Below are 15869 nucleotides of genomic sequence, written 5' to 3' on the forward strand. Positions count from 1 at the left end.
CTCCTGGGGGAAACCCCCAGACGCTCTCTACGAGACGCTACGCGTAGCTTGCTTCTCCGTAGGAGTACGCAGGCTCGCTACCGCTGCGCTATGCGCGGCATCGTCTCCCTTTGGGAGAAGACCGGACTGCCGACGCTCCTACGTCGCTCTAAGCGTTCGCGTAGCGTCTCGTAGAGAAGCCATGCCGCAGGCTTTACGCTGCGCTAACACCAGACGGCTGGCTCCCCTACATATACTTAGATTTTTTCACGCAATCAAATCAAATTGCTATATTTGTAAATCTTATAGTAGCGAATCGCCAAGTACTAACTTTAGTAGATTATCTCCACAAGCTTGAACTCTAACTAAACACTGGAATGCTTCACCACTAGCCGTGTGACACAATTAGAAGAATAATATAAGGAACTGCTATGACACAAAGGCTAGATCGGATTGAGGTAATCCTAGAACGGACAGCACAGAGCGCTGAAGCGAATACGATAGCTATAGAAGCGAACGCACCAGCTATAGATGGTAATAGAGTAGCCATAGAAGCGAATAGAGTTGCGATCGCCCAACTACCCTCAACCGTAAATTCCTTGGTGCAGGTAGTTGAAATCCATCAGCTCAACCATCAAGCAACTCAACATAACTTTGAAGGAATTGTCACCGAACTCAGAGAAATCAGATCGGAAATTAGAGGGTTGAGAACTAAAAGTCAACCCATTCTAGAACATTTGTTCGGCAGACAGGAGGACGGGGAGTCATGAGCGATCGCCATACCACCACTGCTGCAAGTCTTAATGTCTACATCCAAGGTCAAGGATTCCCCATTTTGGGCTTACACGGTCATCCTGGTTCTGGTCGTAGTCTATCTGTCTTTACCAATCATTTATCAAAACGCTACAAAACTTTTGCCCCTGATTTACGTGGATACGGCAAAAGTCGCTGCAATAGCAATTTTGATATGAATGACCATTTGACCGATTTAGAAGCGCTGCTAGACCGCTTTGAGATTGAAAAATGCCTAGTATTGGGATGGTCACTTGGGGGCATTCTAGCAATGGAACTGGCATTACATTTGCCAGAGCGCATTACAGGGCTGATTTTGGTGGCGACAGCCGCAAAACCTCGTGGCAGTCATCCTCCTATCACTTGGCAAGATAATTTATATACTGGCGTTGCTGGCCTCATAAACTATATAAAACCGAGTTGGCAATGGAATATTGAAACTTTTGGCAAGCGATCGCTTTTCCGCTACCTAATCCAACAACATACATCTACCACTTACAACTATATCGCCACCGATGCAGTACCAGCTTATTTGCAAACCTCTCCTGCTGCTACTCGCGCCCTCTATAGTGCAATTCAATCAGGATACAACCGACTTCTAGATTTGCAACAAATACAATGTCCTAGTTTAGTACTTGCTGGTGACCAAGACCGCCACATCACATCTGATTCCAGCTTAGAAACTGCTCAACACCTCCAAAATTCTCAGTGGCAGTGCTATGCCAACACCGCCCATCTTTTCCCGTGGGAAGTTCCCCAGCAGGTGCTGAATGACATTGACCGTTGGCTCGAAGTTCATCCGCAGGTAATTGGTATTGATACTGCCCATGTCTAAAGTAGGGGGGATTCTTGAACAATTAATATAGACTTTCAAACGTGTGTACCAACCGCCCCGTCAATAGTCAAAAGTCCAAGGGTTTTTGACTATTGAACAAATAATTCGTAATTAGAACTCGAAATTACAAATTACGAATTACGAATTACGAATTACGAATTACAAACTACGAATTGTGTTCATTCTCTGGCCTAACTTAAAATTTGACCGCCAAAGGTAGGCTGTACTTTGCGGTCAATCTTTTCCCCCAAGTCGTCAGCGATTGTTAAAGTATTAGGTTTGCAGCGCTTGACATTCACAGCAATTCCCTGCGCTCCTTCTACTTCCAAATCTTCTATATATCCAGTACTTGACAATTTTGCTTCAGAAGAACTCAGAAATGGGCCGAAGTAGTACGTGCAGCGGGGATTCTGCGTCACAATCTCTACCCACCAAGCCAAGCCGAGGTAGTCGAATGTGTTAATCAACACTTCCTTGAGGTTATGCCAAATGGTTTTCATGATTTTCGCCGATTTATAAACGTGCTACAAGATGTTAAACGATATGCTACTTTATTATCTTTTACATTTCTTTATACTCTAGTTACTGTTATTTTTTCAAAGAAAATTTTTGTAATTTATCTAAGTGCAGCGTATTTAGCGATCGCTGCCGATAAATTTCATAAAGCGCCATACCCGCTGCTACGGAAGCATTGAGGCTGGGAGTCTTACCCTGTAGAGGAATCGATACTAAAAAATCACAGGAGCGTTGAGTTAACATACTCAGACCTTCGCCTTCTGAGCCGATTACCAAAACGATTGGGCCAGTGAAATTGACTGTATGCACGGGTTCGCTCCCACTTGCAGCAGTGCCGTAAATCCAAAAGCCAGCTTCTTTTAATTCTTCTAAGGCGCGGCTGAGGTTGACAACTCTAGCTACAGCAAAATTTTCTAAAGCACCTGCTGCCACTTTCATGACAGTGGAAGTGATCCCAGATGCCCTTCTCTGGGGAATCACTAATCCTTGAGCGCCTATTGCTTCGGCGGTGCGAATAATTGCTCCCAAGTTGTGGGGATCAGTAATTCCATCAGCCACGACAATTACAGGATCGGTTACAGCTTTTGTCTGTTCAATTAGATCCGGCAATTCGATGTAGGCGTAGGGAGCAATTTGTGCCGCCACACCTTGATGATTAGCCCCATTGGTGAGATGGTCTAAGCGCTTGGGTTCAACTTCATCAATAACTGTGCCATTTTCCTTCGCTTGCAAGAGAAAATGGTGAAAGCTGGGATCGTAGCGTAGACGGGTAGTAATCCAGAGCCGATTGAGATTGCGCTGATTTTGCAATGCACTCAATACTGGATGACGACCGTAAATGAGATCGCTATCTTCTTCTGTCGATGTAGATACAGACGCCTGGGAAAAGTTGCTATTTCGTTGTCGGGAGTTGCCAGAAATGGGGTTGCTATCTATTTTCCTGGGATTGCGAGTAGGATTAGCGACAGAAATGGGGTCGCTATCTATTTTTCTGGGATTACGAGTAGGATCAGCAACAGAAATGGGGTTGCTATCTATTTTCCTGGGATTGCGAGTGGGATTAGTAACAACACGCTTACCCTGAATTTTTACGGGTTGTCCACGATTTGGTTCGCTAGAAGTCTTGACTTTTCTTGGTTTATTCTGCATTTGAGTTATGGATATAGCGTATAGTTGATCATCCCGATTACCTCAATTTCTTGAGCCGAATTTACTGCTGTGGCTACTGTGAAATTGAGTTTTCACTCTTTTTCTACATGAAGTATTTGCAACAGTTCGGTTAGACGCTGGTAATCGGTGAGATATAAGTAGCCGATTAAGGTTTCTAGACTAGTTGCCTGTTGATAAATTTCGGGATTAAGTCGCTTTGGGCGTCCTGTAGCGGCGTTTCTACCCCGTCGGACAATTTCTAATTCAGTGTCTCTTAGATAAGGAATCAGCGATCGCAAATGTAGCGCTTGTGTTTCCGCTCTTACCTGCTCCACTACCAGACTATGGTAAATTCCTGACCGCTGCAATGGCAGCAGATAGAACATTCTAACATATAACTCATAAATTGCATCCCCCAAATATGCTAAAGCAGTAGGAGAAATTTGTTGCACTTGTGAAAGGGAAATCTGTTGGAATGGCCCTGTGGTTGCCAAGAGTGCTTCAGTCCAAGATAAACTCTGTTTGGGAGTTTCATCTTGTCCATCTAATAGCTCTTCCTCCTGTGACTTCACAAATAAATCATTCCTTAACGGGCTACATTTGGCAGGCATTCTTCGCAAAGACTGATTTTTCTGAAGTATGCCATGATAGTATACTTAGTATAATCAATACTATCAAAATTACTTCCTAATTTCATCTTTTTGCTTGAGAGTTGGCATTTTAAATCACCCTAATGTCAACGCCTATAAACCAAATTTCGCCTACTTCTTGTGGTCTATGCCTAAGATAGAGTAAAATTTGGACATCAAATTCACCCTTTTACTTGATCACATTGCCAGGCTTACTTAGTAAGCGACAATTTCTAACTATACAGTATCAAGTCAAGTTTATATATAGACAAATTGCTGGCTTTGTATTTGCGAGAACTTTTTCAGACTTGATTGTTTATCCGAATATTCTAGCCAACGATTACATATCCAATGTCTGTGTGTCTATATCTTTAGTTATTACTCAACTTTAAACATAATAACTTAACTGGCTTTGTGCCTCCCCCACAAGGAGAGAGGTTTTCTGCCAGAAGTTTTAAAAATTAAGCTATCCAATGTTGAATCTGGATAGCTGAATCGATCTCTCGGTTCAAGCAATCAAGATTGCTTAACGTTTTCTAGAGCGTCTTCAACTGATTTTTGCAGGGAGAGAAACTTCTCTAGGCGAACAAGCTTGACCGTTTGAGTTACGCGGGCATTCGTGACAATTTGCAAAGTGCCTTCAGCAGTTTGAGCCTGCTTGGCTAGCTGCACCAGAGCACCCAAGCCAGAGCTATCAATAAAGTCGATTTGTGAGAGATCCAAAATAATGTGCTTAGGGCCCTCGTCAATCTTGCTGCCAAGTACTTTGCGAAATGTTGGTTCAGAAAAGGCATCTAACAAACCTGTGAGGCGGAATAGCTGGCAGTTATCCCGGACTTCACGAGTGCCCCTCAGGCTAACGGTTAGATTCAGTGGTTCAGCAATAATTCCCTCCTCATGAGTTAAAGTGAACGCTCAAGTATAGATGGTTTTTGAGCAAGTTGTCTACAATCTTCTGGGGCATTAGATACTGGATACTGGGGATTGGGCATTGAGGATTGGAGATTGGAAAATAGTATTTTTAATCTTATTCCCTAGTCCCCAGTTCCTACTTCCTATTTTTACCTCACCTCGGCTGCAACGGCTTGACGTGCTGTTCGCATTACTTGAACAAATTGCTCAAACAAGTAATCAGCATCGTGAGGGCCAGGACTGGCTTCTGGGTGATACTGTACGGAGAATACAGGCAGAGATTTGTGACGTACCCCGGCAATGGTGCGATCATTTAAGTTCAGGTGGCTGATTTCCACAGATGCCGTAGGTAAAGAATCTGGATCAATAGCAAAACTGTGGTTTTGGCTGGTAATTTCTACCCGTTGTTGTAAGCCCGCAGGCTGATTTAAACCACGGTGACCAAATTTGAGTTTATAGGTTTCTGCCCCTAGTGCATGACCTAAAATTTGGTGTCCCATACAAATCCCAAAGATGGGTTTTTGACTTAACAGGAGGGCTTTGGCAGTTGCAATCCCTTGAGTGACAGCAGCAGGGTCGCCAGGCCCATTAGAAAGAAACACACCATCTGGATTGTAGTTGAGGATTTCTTCTGGTGGCGTATCAGCAGGCACAACAATCACCCGACAACCGTAACTTACTAAGCGACGCAAGATATTGCGTTTTACGCCAAAGTCAAGGGCAACAACAGTAAAGGGTTCCCCAAGATTTTCCGCAGCCTCAGAGTTGAATTCCCAAGCTGGAATTGTGGGATCTGACCATTCATAAGCCGTTGGGGTGGTGACTTCACGAACCAGATTCAATCCCGCCATGTTGGGAACCGCCTGTACCTGCTCTAGCAATTCCCCCTCATCAAGAATGGCTGTGGAAATACCACCGTTCATCGCTCCAAACATCCGAATTTTGCGAGTGAGGGCGCGGGTATCGATGCCGTATATCCCTGGTACTTGGTTTTGTTTAAGGTAGTCAGGTAAAGATTGTGTTGATCGCCAGTTACTTGGTCGGTGACAAATATTACGCGCGATCGCACCCCGCACTTGGGGGCCATCTGATTCCTCATCTTCAGGATTGACGCCAGTATTCCCTAATTCAGGATAGGTAAAAATGACAATCTGACCGCAGTAACTAGGGTCGGTCAGTACTTCTTGGTAGCCAGTCATGCCAGTGTTGAACACTACTTCTCCGATCGCGGTTCCCGTAGCACCGAAAGACCAACCGCGATAGGTGGTTCCATCTGCCAGGACAAGTAAAGCTGGTATTGCGTCAGTCAGGGGCATAGGCGATAGATTATGGATTGGGCATGGGGCACTTGTACTGAGCGACTTGTGCCGAGCAAAGCCGAGGTAAGCCGTAAAGCCTGCGGCATAGCTGCTACGCTTAGAGCGCAGCCTCTCCAAGAGTTGTATTGGGCATGGGATTAATCAATTGTTTCAATTGTTTCCCCTACTCTTTCATCCCTTATTCCCCAATACTGCGATTGTTAATTATCCCATGAGTTGGGCAATTGGGATTTTTTAGAATAGTTAATTAAAATTAAAAGGGAATTAAAGTAGCGGGAGTGGCTTTGGCAAAGCTTGGGCAGTTAAAATTAATTATGCTTCAGTCCTTTTTATCCCGTGCAACCCTTATTTTTCTATCAAGCGCTCTAGCGGTTTTGTGTGTTGCCTGTAGTGAAGACAAACGGAACATTGCGACTGGTGGCAATGAGCAACCCGCGCCAATTGGGGATCTGCCATCAATACAGCCTGCCGTCGAACCAGCAACACCAACAGCTACCCCAGAAGCACAGCCGCTAGAGCCGTCTGAAAGTGAACCAAGTCTTTTTGAGATGGGGCTAGACAAAGCCGTTGGCGCTTGGAGTATCAGCCAATCTGCTCAATCCCCAGGTGATTGGACTTTGGTGGCGAATCAGTACCAGGATGCGATCGCGCTGATGCAAAGAGTGCGGCGACAAAGCCCAGAATTTGCGATCGCTCAAACCAAGATTACTGAATATCGACGCCAAATCAAATATGCCAAACGGCAAGCTAATCCTCGCCCTGTGCGCGTTGCCGAACCGAAGAGGATAATAGTTCTTGTTCCCCACACAGCAACCACACCAAAGTATACCTCACCTCTATCGCCTCTACAAGAAACTAAACCGTTACCACCAGAGCCACGTTTGCCCTCATCAGTAGTACTGATTCCAGATGAAGCAGTATTTACAGCCCCGATTAAAAGGCGAATTGGTGGAACGCCAATTGTCGAAGTCACCTTCAATGGCCAGCGACAATTTGAGATGATTGTGGATACAGGAGCCAGTGGCACTGTGATCACCCAAGAGATGGCCGATGCTTTGGGTATAGTGCCAGTAGGGAGAGCTAAGGCAAACACCGCTAGTTCTAGAGCTGTAGAATTTCCTGTGGGCTATGTTAATTCGATGGCAGTTGGCGGGGTAATAGTGAATAAAGTAGCAGTAGCGATCGCAGGGGCAGAACTAGAAACTGGACTTCTAGGACATGACTTTTTTGGCAACTACGATGTTACCATCAAACGTAATGTTGTGGAATTTCGCCCGCAATTGCGATCGCAAATCAATTCCCCAGAAACTCAACTAACTGCTCCAACTTTGTCCAAGCCGCGCCACTTTCTAGGATATCCTTAGCTACTTTAATCCCTTGGGCGTGATCCAGCAATGCGATCGCACCCGCTACTTGCAGCGCCAACGACGCATTTAAGGCAACTGCATCTTGTTGCGCCTGAGTTCCCTTACCTTGGAGTACCGCCTTGAGAATCACCGCATTCTCTTGGACATCCCCACCCCGAAGCATACCTATGGTAGCAGGCGTTAGATCCAAATTCAGTGGATTAATAGTAGTTACCTGCACTTCTCCACCTGATAACACCGCCAAGTCAGTTTCATCTCCTAACCCAGCCTCATCGAGTTTTTCTCGCCCGTGCAGCACAATTGCCTTTTCCTTGCCCAAATTCTGTAAAGCTTCAGCAACAGTTGCCAAAAGTTTGGGAGTAAATAACCCTACCACTTGCCCAGTTGGACACAAGGGATTTACTAACGGGCCGAGCAAATTAAAAATTGTTCGCACTTTCAAAGTCCGCCGTAATGAGGCAACCGCCTTGAGGGCTGGATGCCAACCAGGGGCAAACAAGAAAGTGATCCCCACCTCTTGTAGTGCAGCTTGCACCTTGTCACTAGAGGCACTCAAGTTTACACCCAAAGCTTCCAAGACATCGGCACTCCCCGTGAGACTTGAAGCTGAACGATTGCCGTGTTTAGCGACTGGTATACCATAGGCAGCGGCGACAAATGCAACCGCTGTAGAAATATTAAAGGTTGATGAACCATCTCCACCAGTGCCACAGGTATCTATTACAGTGCTGTTAGCGGATAGCTGTTGTTTAGCCCGTGGTAAGTGCTGAGTGCTGAGTGGGGAACATTGAGATTGTAATACTTCAGCCATGCCGGTCAACTCGTCGGCAGAAATGCCTCTAAAGTTCAGCGCTGTTAAAATAGCCCCTGATAACTCTGGGGGAACCGCTTCACTAAGCCATCCTTGCATCAATTCAGCAGATTGAGTCCGGGATAATGATTGGCCATCTATTAATTGTTGCAGCAGGATATACCAGCTAACAGAGGATTCTTGAGCAGGGATTGGGGAAGTTGCCATAGCTAAGGTTTTTGTGGGTATGGGAGCTATCCTACCGAAAAATGAGAAAGTAGCAGTCAAGCTTGGAAAACTAAAATCCAACTGATTGGCTTTGCGCCGGATCAGAACGGAGATCAGCCGAAGTATACCAACTGTACCTTTTGCTGTTCTTAGGAGTTGACATTTAAGCAATTACTTATGTATTATTTAAATAGTTAAGCGTTTGCTTAAATATATGGTTAATTGGAATGAGTAGACCTGCTGCCAGTGCCGATGTATTTGTGGCGATCGCAGATCCCACACGCAGGGCGCTACTGGATCTGTTACGTAGTGGTGAGCAACCAGTCAAAGAACTAGCCCAGCCATTTGCCATGAGCTTGCCAGCTATTTCTCAGCACTTACAGATTCTTTGCGAAGCAGGCTTAGTACAAATGCGGAAAGCAGGGCGACAGCGCTTGTATCGGCTAAACCCGGAGCCATTGAAACAGATATCTGAATGGATTGCTCATTACGAGCAGTTTTGGCAAGAAAAACTCGATGCCCTTGGCAATTATTTGGAGGAAAATTCATGCCCCGATTGAATATGGAAGTGTTCTATCCCTATCCTCCCCAACGGGTTTGGCAGGTACTCACCAACCGTCAGGCATTAGCGGTATGGTTAATGGAAAACGACTTTGAGCCGCGTTTGGGACACAAATTCCGATTTGTGCATTCGACACTGCCAGGGCTGGAGGGAAACATAGACTGTGAGGTAATTGAACTTGATGAGCCAAGACGGCTTGCGTTCACTTGGCAAGACAGTATGATGTGCCAGCCTTCAATTGTTACCTGGACAATCCAACCCGTAGTTGGGGGTACGAAACTTCTACTTGAACATAAAGGTTTGATTCAAAAAGCCATCAACCTAAATGAACCAATGCAACTTTCCCAACCGTGGCAAGGTAAATTTATGCATGAGTCCAAGGCAGGGACGCAAACACTAACACTAAATAATCGTAGCACTGTATTCCCATCAATATCTGTTGGTAGATATGAAGCATTAGATAGTATCGTTCTTAGTTATTTTCTCAATGGTGGCTGGAACTACAGTTTGCATGAAAAACTACCGCAAATCTTAGTCACACATTGCACTAGTTAAAGCGGTAATTCACATATTGCACGCCAATATCTACATTTAAATTCAAAGCTTGGCAACATTATCATCTGTGGTTAGAGAAGTATTAGCCAAGCCAAATTAGATTGAGCTTTGGGAAAATTAAATATGACTAAACAGACTTTTGTTAACACTGAAGCCGAAACATGGTTTGAGTTTCAGCCTGTTCCAGGAATAAAATTATTGTCACTAGCTGAACCAGTGCCAAAAGGTTCAATTCATAGACTACGAATGATTGCTGGCACAGTGATTCCAGTTCACTACCATCCTAGTGATGAATATGTTTATGTTCTGTAATGGAACTATTGAAACTGCTGGTCGTGAATGCAAAGCAGGAACATTTTGGTTTACACCTGCTCATACCCAGAATGGACCTCACAAAGCAATTACGTCCGTTGAACTTATTACAATTAGTCTTGGTGAGATGGGAAGATTTGAGGAGTTATCAAAATCTTAATTACATCAAAAAACCAGCCTCAATAATTTCTTAAAAACCTAGTTACTTAATTAAAATATTATCTTTTTTGGAGAGATAAAATATGAATTATCAAACTCAAATCAGCATCCCAATGATTATTCAACAATCAGAAAGAGGGGAGCAAGCATTAGATATTTATTCACGCTTACTTGCAGAGCGAATTATCTTTTTGCAAAACGAAGTTACAGATGAGACAGCTAACCTCATCGTTGCACAAATGCTATTTCTTGATGCTGAAGATCCAGAGCGAGATATCACATTGTATATTAACAGTCCTGGAGGTTCGGTGACAGCAGGAATGGCTATTTACGATGCCATGAATCAAATTTGTTCAGAAGTATGTACTGTATGCATTGGTATTGCTGCCTCAATGGGATCATTCTTGCTTGCTGCTGGAACTAAGGGCAAAAGATACGCTCTACCAAATGCTCGAATTATGATTCATCAACCATTAGGAGGCGCTCAGGGAAAGGCATCCGATATTGAAATTGCAGCCAAAGAAATTTTGTATTTCCGCCAATTGATTAACAAAATACTTGCTGCCAATACTGGTAAATCGTCAGAGCAGATTGAACTGGATTCTGAACGGGACTTTTTCATGAGTGCCGAAGAAGCAAAAGCTTACGGTTTAATTGACAGTATCATATTGAAAACATCTGCATCTATTTAATCTGCAAACAACTCTAATATCGACAAACAGTAATGGAAACCAAAATGAAAATACTCATTATTGGTGGTACAAATTTTATTGGCCCTCCTGTAGTCCGTCAACTGATTGCAATGGGTCATGAAGTGAGCGTATTTCATCGGGGAAAAACTACAACTAACTTACCACCAGGTGTACATGAAATTTTGGGCGATCGCTCCCATCTTTTGGAGATGAAAAGCAAGTTTAAGCAGCTTTCGCCTCAAGTCGTGGTAGATATGATTGCCTATAACGAACAAGATGCACTAACTCTAACGAACACATTTGAGGGTATTGCCCAGCGTGTTGTTGTTATCAGCAGTATGGATGTGTATCGTGCATACGATGTGCTTTGGCGCAAAGAATCTGATGTTGTGCCTGTACCACTTACCGAAGATTCGTCCCTGCGCCAACAACTCTGTCCATACCGGGAAATGCCCTCTAGACCGATCAACGTGCCAATTGATTATGAAAAGATTCTGGTAGAGCGAGTGGTGATGGCATCCAACTTACCCGGAACGATTATACGCCTGCCAATGGTATATGGTTCCAGAGATTTCCGGCATCGCCTGTATTCCTATCTTCAGCGGATGGATGATAACCGTCCTGCGATTGTTTTGGAAGACAGTACCGCTCGATGGCGTGGCTCTTACGGCTATGTAGAGAATGTAGCATATGCCATCGCACTAGCAGTGACAAACGAACGCGCAACGGATCGCATTTATCATGTCGCTGATGTCGAAGCACTTACCGAAGCTCTACGCATCACCAGAGTCGGGGAAATAGCAGGATGGCAAGGTAAAGTTATTATTGTACCCAAAAGCCAGTTTCCATCAGAGTGGAAGTTGCCTATCAATACAGAGCAAGATTGGTTTGTAGACTCAACTCGTATCCGTCAAGAGTTGGGATATAAGGAAATTGTGCCGTTAGATGAAGCATTGCAGCGAACCATTGATTGGCAGAGGACTCATGCACCTCAAGAACCACAGCAGTTTGCAGCACCGTGGTTACTGGACTATGCAATAGAAGATGCGATTTTGTCTAAATTTCGTTGAACTTTGTAATTAGTAATGAATAGCTCTTTTCCCTTAGCAGCACCACTCTGCTTATAGTTATTCATCCCATACTGCAATTCCCATGCTGAAATATTAGCCCATTGAAAATTCTCTCGAATTTGTGGTGAGTCGTCGTAGGTAATTAGCCAGCGATGATGGCATTGTTGCAAAATTTCAGCAAATCTCTGATGTTCAAAAGAGGTGTGTAAGTCACCATCTTTACCATATAACTTTGATTTAGTAGCACTAAAATATGGGGGATCTAAAAAGAAAAATACATCTTCTCCTTCTGCTTTTAATAGGTGGCTATAATCTAAATTAGTAATTTTGACATTTTCTGATAAAATATTTTCTAACTTTTCTAGTCGTTCTATTGAAGAATCAGTAAAGCGCTTATGAAAAGCTTCTTGCGAAAATCCACCTGATTCTACAGTTCCTGAGAAAGTAATTCTATTAAGGACAAAAAAGCGAACGGCTCTTTCTAAATCAGATAAATTATTGACATCTACCTTAGCCAATTCTGTAAATAGTAATTTGCCATCTGTATATTTGATTTTAATATGTCTAATTTCTTTAACTAACTGAGCTAGATCAGATTGGGCAAACTTCCAAAATAAGAAGAGTTCACGGTTTAAATCGTTAATCCAAATCTTGATATGAGGAAACTTTTGTCTTAAATAAATAAATACAGAACCACCACCCACAAAAGGTTCTCGAAATTGCGAAAAGCTCTCTGGCAAGTATTCAACTATTTGATTTATTGCTTTCGACTTACCGCCAGGATATCGTAAAGGACTTTTAATCATAACCAAAAATTAGAACATTTAAAAATTATTGGATACTTCTATTTGAAGTCTCTGATTATTTTGAGCTTCTAAAGCCAATTTTTTGATAATTGCTCTTTGATTTGTATTAAAAATTTTAATATTAACTTCTAAAAAATATTCTAGTTCTTCTAATGATGCATCTGGAAAGACAATAGAAGCAACAACATTGTTACCTGTAAGCTTTAACTTTGTAACAAATAATACTTCTTGACCATTCAACATTAAAGTATCTAAATTAGAAAATAAAATTAGCTTGAATAAACCATCTTGAATATCAGGAAGCTTTGGCAAAGATGCTGTTGAAGTATTTTTTGACTCTTGTATAGTATACATATTATTCTCGAATAATATCTCATCAGGAGTCAAATAGTAAATTCCGCCAAGATAGTTTTCAATACTAAAAGTTGCTTTTAATCCATCCACTAAATATTCTAGCTTATGAGAAGTCAGCGCTTCTCTTTTACTAGCACTTTGAGAACCTTTAAGAGAAATATTCTTAAATTCCTCAAACTCTTCTCTAATTTTAGATAAATATTTATCTAGTCCATCTCGTGAGTGAATTATGACTCCAGTTTGATTAAAAATATAATCATAAGAATCTAGAGCTTTTTCAAAAGTTTGTGTAAATCTTTCTTCAAAGAGATTTTTGTTCCAATGGAGTGCGCTTTGGTGATATGCTAATATTTCATTGATTTGAAATTTTACAAAATCATTATTAAATTTTTGATTACTCAACTTATTCTTATTCGTTTGCGTTTTTTTGGTGCTTTTTTTTGCTGTTTCGTAATAAGCAAGTACTATATAGATATTAAGTAAATTCATCCAAGAAATTGTAGAGTATTGAATTTTATCTATATCGCCATCTTTGCCCTCATCTTTAATCACCGGGATAATAGTTATAACTTTCGATGAATTATATGTATTATAAATTCTGGCAAATGGATAACTTCTCGTTCTCTTAGGTGATACCCATTTTGAATAAGCAATTTCAGTTATATAGCAATCCTAAATGAGTTGTGAAAATGAACGAACCGCCAACGCGCAGCGTCTCCAAGAGTTGCCGCCAAGAGCGCCAAAAAAAGAAAAAGAAGTTTTCACATATGATTTAGGACTGCTATAGGTGACTTTATTAATCCATAGCCTCTTTCTTTATTGACATCAAATGCATCTAAACTAATCCTACTTAAATTGTCATCCAAGTAAGTTTTATAGGTCACTCCCTTGATAAATCCTGTAAAATGCAAAACTCCTGCCATGTTTTCAAAGTTTTATTAATATTTGTCTTTGCCAGAGTTTAGCTCAAGTTTGGTTATTAAAGCATAGAAATACTAATTATTCATGGCGTGAGTGGAATTTTAGTTATCACGGATAAATAATCTTATTCACAACAATTTTTCCCTGCAAATTATTGAAATGATTCTGCTATGTGGAATTCTGGCAGCGTTTGTCTTCCCCGTATTTTTGTCTGGTAGGAAGTCACAGGTAATTCCCTGTTGCGCGCTCGCAAACCTGTTAAAATAAAACTACGTGTCCGTAATATATACTTGCTAACTAAATTTGGTATTGAGTTTATGTTGCAATTACGTAAAAATCTGTTACATTACTTTACATGCAGTTATAACTGTTACAACATAAAAGCTCGGAGTGTTATTTATGGCAAACGTTAAGAAGACTACGCCTTCGGTTTCAGAAGATCCTAATGCTTTGCGCTGGGGCTTCACTCCTCAAAGCGAAAACTGGAACGGTCGTTTTGCAATGATAGGTTTTTTATCTGCCGTTTTACTTGAAGTGTTTTCTGGTCAAGGGATTTTACACTTCTGGGGCATTCTATAGATTTAAACTTACCTTCATTAAATAATGAGGCAAGGCAGCGATTCGTAAAATCGTCTGCCTTTGCTTTATAAGAGAATTCTGTTACCGTGATGAGCGAAATATTACACGACCTGGGGATTCTTCCTGATTAATTCGCGCATATACTCGAAGACAAGTTAATACTTCGCCAGGAATACCGCCACAGTCTAGTTGTAAGTCATCCTTGGATGAAGCACAGATATCCGCATAAAGTCCCGATAATTGGCGAATCCGCACTTCATAACCTGCTTTAATCGTTTCATCAGCGACTTTCTTTAGGATACGTCGTGATTCATGTTGTAGCTTTCCCCACCAAGAATAGCGTTCAGCCGGAGGTACAAATACTAGGGAATGTATCGCCTCGTCCATGTCAATCCAAGTACGGAGAATTGGCAGGGGATCAGTGTTTTCCTCTGCTTTTTGAGTTCGTTGGAAGCGATCGCTTAAAGCATCAATATATTGATGGCGCTGTTCTGGTTTGGAGTGGAAGGAAATGACATCGAAGCTAAAAACGCTCTTTAAAGCATGATGTAAATCGGGGTCGATTTCGATAAAATTCATATATAAAAATAGGAATGCCGCTGGCAAATTAGATGTATTACCTTGGGTAATTTTAGAGTTTAAAAGTATTTGTTGAGATAAGCCCAATCCCTGAGTCTGAACAGTACCACTAAGTCCAGGGTAGATAATTTCATCACGGATAAAAGGAAGTTGATAGAGATTAGAATTATCTGCGATCGCACCAACTTTTTGAGCTAAATCTAAGGTGCGCTGTCGCCAAGTTGCAGCCAAATCCTCTGGGACTCGCAGCAGCTTGCGTTGAATTTCATTCCACAAATCAGAGTCCGTTGTGCTTTGCAGTTGGGAATTACCCAGATAATAACTAAGTTCTGAGTCAGAATCGAAAGCTTCGCGGAGGTGACTTAGTTTTAAATCATCTGATTTTGGGGGTGTAGGTTGCAAGAGGCGATGAAGTTCTTGCAGCACTTCATCGCATATTTTAGATCCTGGATCTAGCGGAAATTCTGTGCGGGCCTGATTTAAACTAGCCTCTAGTCCATACAAACTAAACCGCAGTAACTGGGCTAATTCTGAGTTTTCTATCTCTAATAATTGACGCAAGTGCTGCATGAATATCACCTCCAAATATTTTTGTAGCGAATTAAATTTGGCAAAACTCTGCGTTTCTTTGCGTTGACAAACATTAATTTTTAAACGCAAAGGAGCATAGAAGTTTAATGCATTTGCATGAGGCTATGATTACTCCAGTTAAGGTATTTCTAAGAAATAAATTATCCAAACAAACGTAGACGCATAGCGGCTTG

General features: G+C 42.1%; 18 protein-coding genes. 9 read left to right on the forward strand and 9 right to left on the reverse strand.

Going from position 1 to position 15869, the window contains the following annotated elements; all coding sequences use genetic code 11:
* The first annotated feature begins 410 nt into the window (after nucleotides 1–410).
* Nucleotides 411–749: a hypothetical protein gene (locus Q0541_RS26715; RefSeq protein WP_298918190.1), complete on the forward strand. Its 339-nt coding sequence runs from the start codon at nucleotides 411–413 to the stop codon at nucleotides 747–749.
* Entirely contained in the window at nucleotides 746–1606 is an 861-nt protein-coding gene (locus Q0541_RS26720; RefSeq protein ID WP_298918193.1) for an alpha/beta hydrolase, read from the forward strand. Before Q0541_RS26715 ends, Q0541_RS26720 begins: the two co-directional genes overlap by 4 nt.
* Nucleotides 1607–1797: 191 nt before the next feature.
* Here Q0541_RS26720 and Q0541_RS26725 read toward each other — a convergent pair whose 3' ends face one another.
* The 5 genes from Q0541_RS26725 to carA form a co-directional block, all read right to left on the reverse strand.
* On the reverse strand, nucleotides 1798–2106 hold the full coding sequence (locus Q0541_RS26725; protein ID WP_298918196.1) for a DUF1816 domain-containing protein: 309 nt from the start codon (nucleotides 2104–2106) through the stop codon (nucleotides 1798–1800).
* A gap of 88 nt (nucleotides 2107–2194) precedes the next feature.
* Nucleotides 2195–3271: a 23S rRNA (guanosine(2251)-2'-O)-methyltransferase RlmB gene (gene rlmB / locus Q0541_RS26730; protein WP_298918200.1), complete on the reverse strand. Its 1077-nt coding sequence runs from the start codon at nucleotides 3269–3271 to the stop codon at nucleotides 2195–2197.
* 92 nt (nucleotides 3272–3363) lie between these two features.
* On the reverse strand, nucleotides 3364–3843 hold the full coding sequence (locus Q0541_RS26735) for a ribonuclease III domain-containing protein (RefSeq protein WP_298918203.1): 480 nt from the start codon (nucleotides 3841–3843) through the stop codon (nucleotides 3364–3366).
* Between the two features lie 573 nt (nucleotides 3844–4416).
* A complete protein-coding gene (locus Q0541_RS26740; protein ID WP_273769590.1) occupies nucleotides 4417–4788 on the reverse strand; it encodes an STAS domain-containing protein in 372 nt (123 codons plus the stop codon).
* Nucleotides 4789–4961: 173 nt separating this feature from the next.
* Entirely contained in the window at nucleotides 4962–6128 is a 1167-nt protein-coding gene (carA, locus tag Q0541_RS26745) for a glutamine-hydrolyzing carbamoyl-phosphate synthase small subunit (protein ID WP_298918206.1), read from the reverse strand.
* Nucleotides 6129–6445: 317 nt separating this feature from the next.
* On the opposite strand from carA, the gene Q0541_RS26750 reads away from it, so the two are divergent.
* Nucleotides 6446–7495 (forward strand): retropepsin-like aspartic protease, encoded by a 1050-nt coding sequence (locus Q0541_RS26750; RefSeq protein WP_298918209.1) that lies wholly within the window; start codon nucleotides 6446–6448, stop codon nucleotides 7493–7495.
* On the opposite strand, the gene trpD is transcribed toward Q0541_RS26750, so the two are convergent.
* Complete coding sequence (trpD, locus tag Q0541_RS26755) at nucleotides 7425–8516, reverse strand: anthranilate phosphoribosyltransferase (protein WP_298918212.1); 1092 nt, start codon at nucleotides 8514–8516, stop codon at nucleotides 7425–7427. The two genes, Q0541_RS26750 and trpD, sit on opposite strands and share 71 nt — an antisense overlap.
* Nucleotides 8517–8743: 227 nt before the next feature.
* On the opposite strand from trpD, the gene Q0541_RS26760 reads away from it, so the two are divergent.
* The 5 genes from Q0541_RS26760 to Q0541_RS26780 all read left to right on the forward strand — a co-directional run bounded on the left by Q0541_RS26760 (nucleotide 8744) and on the right by Q0541_RS26780 (nucleotide 11866).
* Nucleotides 8744–9076 carry a metalloregulator ArsR/SmtB family transcription factor gene (locus tag Q0541_RS26760; RefSeq protein ID WP_298918215.1) on the forward strand — a complete coding sequence of 111 codons (333 nt, stop codon included), beginning with the start codon at nucleotides 8744–8746 and terminating at the stop codon, nucleotides 9074–9076.
* Nucleotides 9064–9633 (forward strand): SRPBCC domain-containing protein, encoded by a 570-nt coding sequence (locus Q0541_RS26765; protein WP_298918218.1) that lies wholly within the window; start codon nucleotides 9064–9066, stop codon nucleotides 9631–9633. Before Q0541_RS26760 ends, Q0541_RS26765 begins: the two co-directional genes overlap by 13 nt.
* Nucleotides 9634–9756: 123 nt before the next feature.
* Complete coding sequence (locus Q0541_RS26770; RefSeq protein ID WP_298918221.1) at nucleotides 9757–9945, forward strand: hypothetical protein; 189 nt, start codon at nucleotides 9757–9759, stop codon at nucleotides 9943–9945.
* A 242-nt stretch (nucleotides 9946–10187) separates the two neighbouring features.
* Nucleotides 10188–10796 (forward strand): ATP-dependent Clp endopeptidase proteolytic subunit ClpP, encoded by a 609-nt coding sequence (gene clpP, locus Q0541_RS26775; protein ID WP_298918223.1) that lies wholly within the window; start codon nucleotides 10188–10190, stop codon nucleotides 10794–10796.
* A gap of 44 nt (nucleotides 10797–10840) precedes the next feature.
* Nucleotides 10841–11866: an NAD-dependent epimerase/dehydratase family protein gene (locus tag Q0541_RS26780; RefSeq protein WP_298918226.1), complete on the forward strand. Its 1026-nt coding sequence runs from the start codon at nucleotides 10841–10843 to the stop codon at nucleotides 11864–11866.
* On the opposite strand, the gene Q0541_RS26785 is transcribed toward Q0541_RS26780, so the two are convergent.
* Both Q0541_RS26785 and Q0541_RS26790 read right to left on the reverse strand, forming a co-directional pair.
* A complete protein-coding gene (locus Q0541_RS26785; RefSeq protein ID WP_298918228.1) occupies nucleotides 11827–12672 on the reverse strand; it encodes a DNA adenine methylase in 846 nt (281 codons plus the stop codon). The two genes, Q0541_RS26780 and Q0541_RS26785, sit on opposite strands and share 40 nt — an antisense overlap.
* 18 nt (nucleotides 12673–12690) lie before the next feature.
* Nucleotides 12691–13578: a hypothetical protein gene (locus Q0541_RS26790; RefSeq protein ID WP_298918231.1), complete on the reverse strand. Its 888-nt coding sequence runs from the start codon at nucleotides 13576–13578 to the stop codon at nucleotides 12691–12693.
* Between the two features lie 768 nt (nucleotides 13579–14346).
* Here Q0541_RS26790 and Q0541_RS26795 point away from each other — a divergent pair.
* Nucleotides 14347–14526, forward strand: coding sequence for a high light inducible protein (locus Q0541_RS26795; RefSeq protein ID WP_273763134.1), 180 nt, complete (start codon nucleotides 14347–14349; stop codon nucleotides 14524–14526).
* 81 nt (nucleotides 14527–14607) lie between these two features.
* Here the strand turns inward: Q0541_RS26795 and Q0541_RS26800 are convergent, their stop codons facing one another.
* On the reverse strand, nucleotides 14608–15675 hold the full coding sequence (locus Q0541_RS26800) for a hypothetical protein (RefSeq protein ID WP_298918236.1): 1068 nt from the start codon (nucleotides 15673–15675) through the stop codon (nucleotides 14608–14610).
* Between the last annotated feature and the right edge of the window lie 194 nt (nucleotides 15676–15869).

The sequence above is a fragment of the uncultured Nostoc sp. genome, from assembly GCF_937863485.1.
In the GTDB taxonomy this organism is placed as follows: domain Bacteria; phylum Cyanobacteriota; class Cyanobacteriia; order Cyanobacteriales; family Nostocaceae; genus Nostoc.

Bases quoted from the DNA above. Each gene is read 5' to 3' on its own strand.
- Q0541_RS26760 (WP_298918215.1), top strand. From the start codon at position 8,744: ATGAGTAGACCTGCTGCCAGTGCCGATGTATTTGTGGCGATCGCAGAT.
- Q0541_RS26725 (WP_298918196.1), bottom strand. From the start codon at position 2,106: ATGAAAACCATTTGGCATAACCTCAAGGAAGTGTTGATTAACACATTC.
- Q0541_RS26715 (WP_298918190.1), top strand. From the start codon at position 411: ATGACACAAAGGCTAGATCGGATTGAGGTAATCCTAGAACGGACAGCA.
- Q0541_RS26785 (WP_298918228.1), bottom strand. From the start codon at position 12,672: ATGATTAAAAGTCCTTTACGATATCCTGGCGGTAAGTCGAAAGCAATA.
- clpP (WP_298918223.1), top strand. From the start codon at position 10,188: ATGAATTATCAAACTCAAATCAGCATCCCAATGATTATTCAACAATCA.
- trpD (WP_298918212.1), bottom strand. From the start codon at position 8,516: ATGGCAACTTCCCCAATCCCTGCTCAAGAATCCTCTGTTAGCTGGTAT.
- Q0541_RS26720 (WP_298918193.1), top strand. From the start codon at position 746: ATGAGCGATCGCCATACCACCACTGCTGCAAGTCTTAATGTCTACATC.
- Q0541_RS26780 (WP_298918226.1), top strand. From the start codon at position 10,841: ATGAAAATACTCATTATTGGTGGTACAAATTTTATTGGCCCTCCTGTA.
- rlmB (WP_298918200.1), bottom strand. From the start codon at position 3,271: ATGCAGAATAAACCAAGAAAAGTCAAGACTTCTAGCGAACCAAATCGT.
- Q0541_RS26800 (WP_298918236.1), bottom strand. From the start codon at position 15,675: ATGCAGCACTTGCGTCAATTATTAGAGATAGAAAACTCAGAATTAGCC.
- carA (WP_298918206.1), bottom strand. From the start codon at position 6,128: ATGCCCCTGACTGACGCAATACCAGCTTTACTTGTCCTGGCAGATGGA.
- Q0541_RS26770 (WP_298918221.1), top strand. From the start codon at position 9,757: ATGACTAAACAGACTTTTGTTAACACTGAAGCCGAAACATGGTTTGAG.
- Q0541_RS26765 (WP_298918218.1), top strand. From the start codon at position 9,064: ATGCCCCGATTGAATATGGAAGTGTTCTATCCCTATCCTCCCCAACGG.
- Q0541_RS26795 (WP_273763134.1), top strand. From the start codon at position 14,347: ATGGCAAACGTTAAGAAGACTACGCCTTCGGTTTCAGAAGATCCTAAT.
- Q0541_RS26750 (WP_298918209.1), top strand. From the start codon at position 6,446: ATGCTTCAGTCCTTTTTATCCCGTGCAACCCTTATTTTTCTATCAAGC.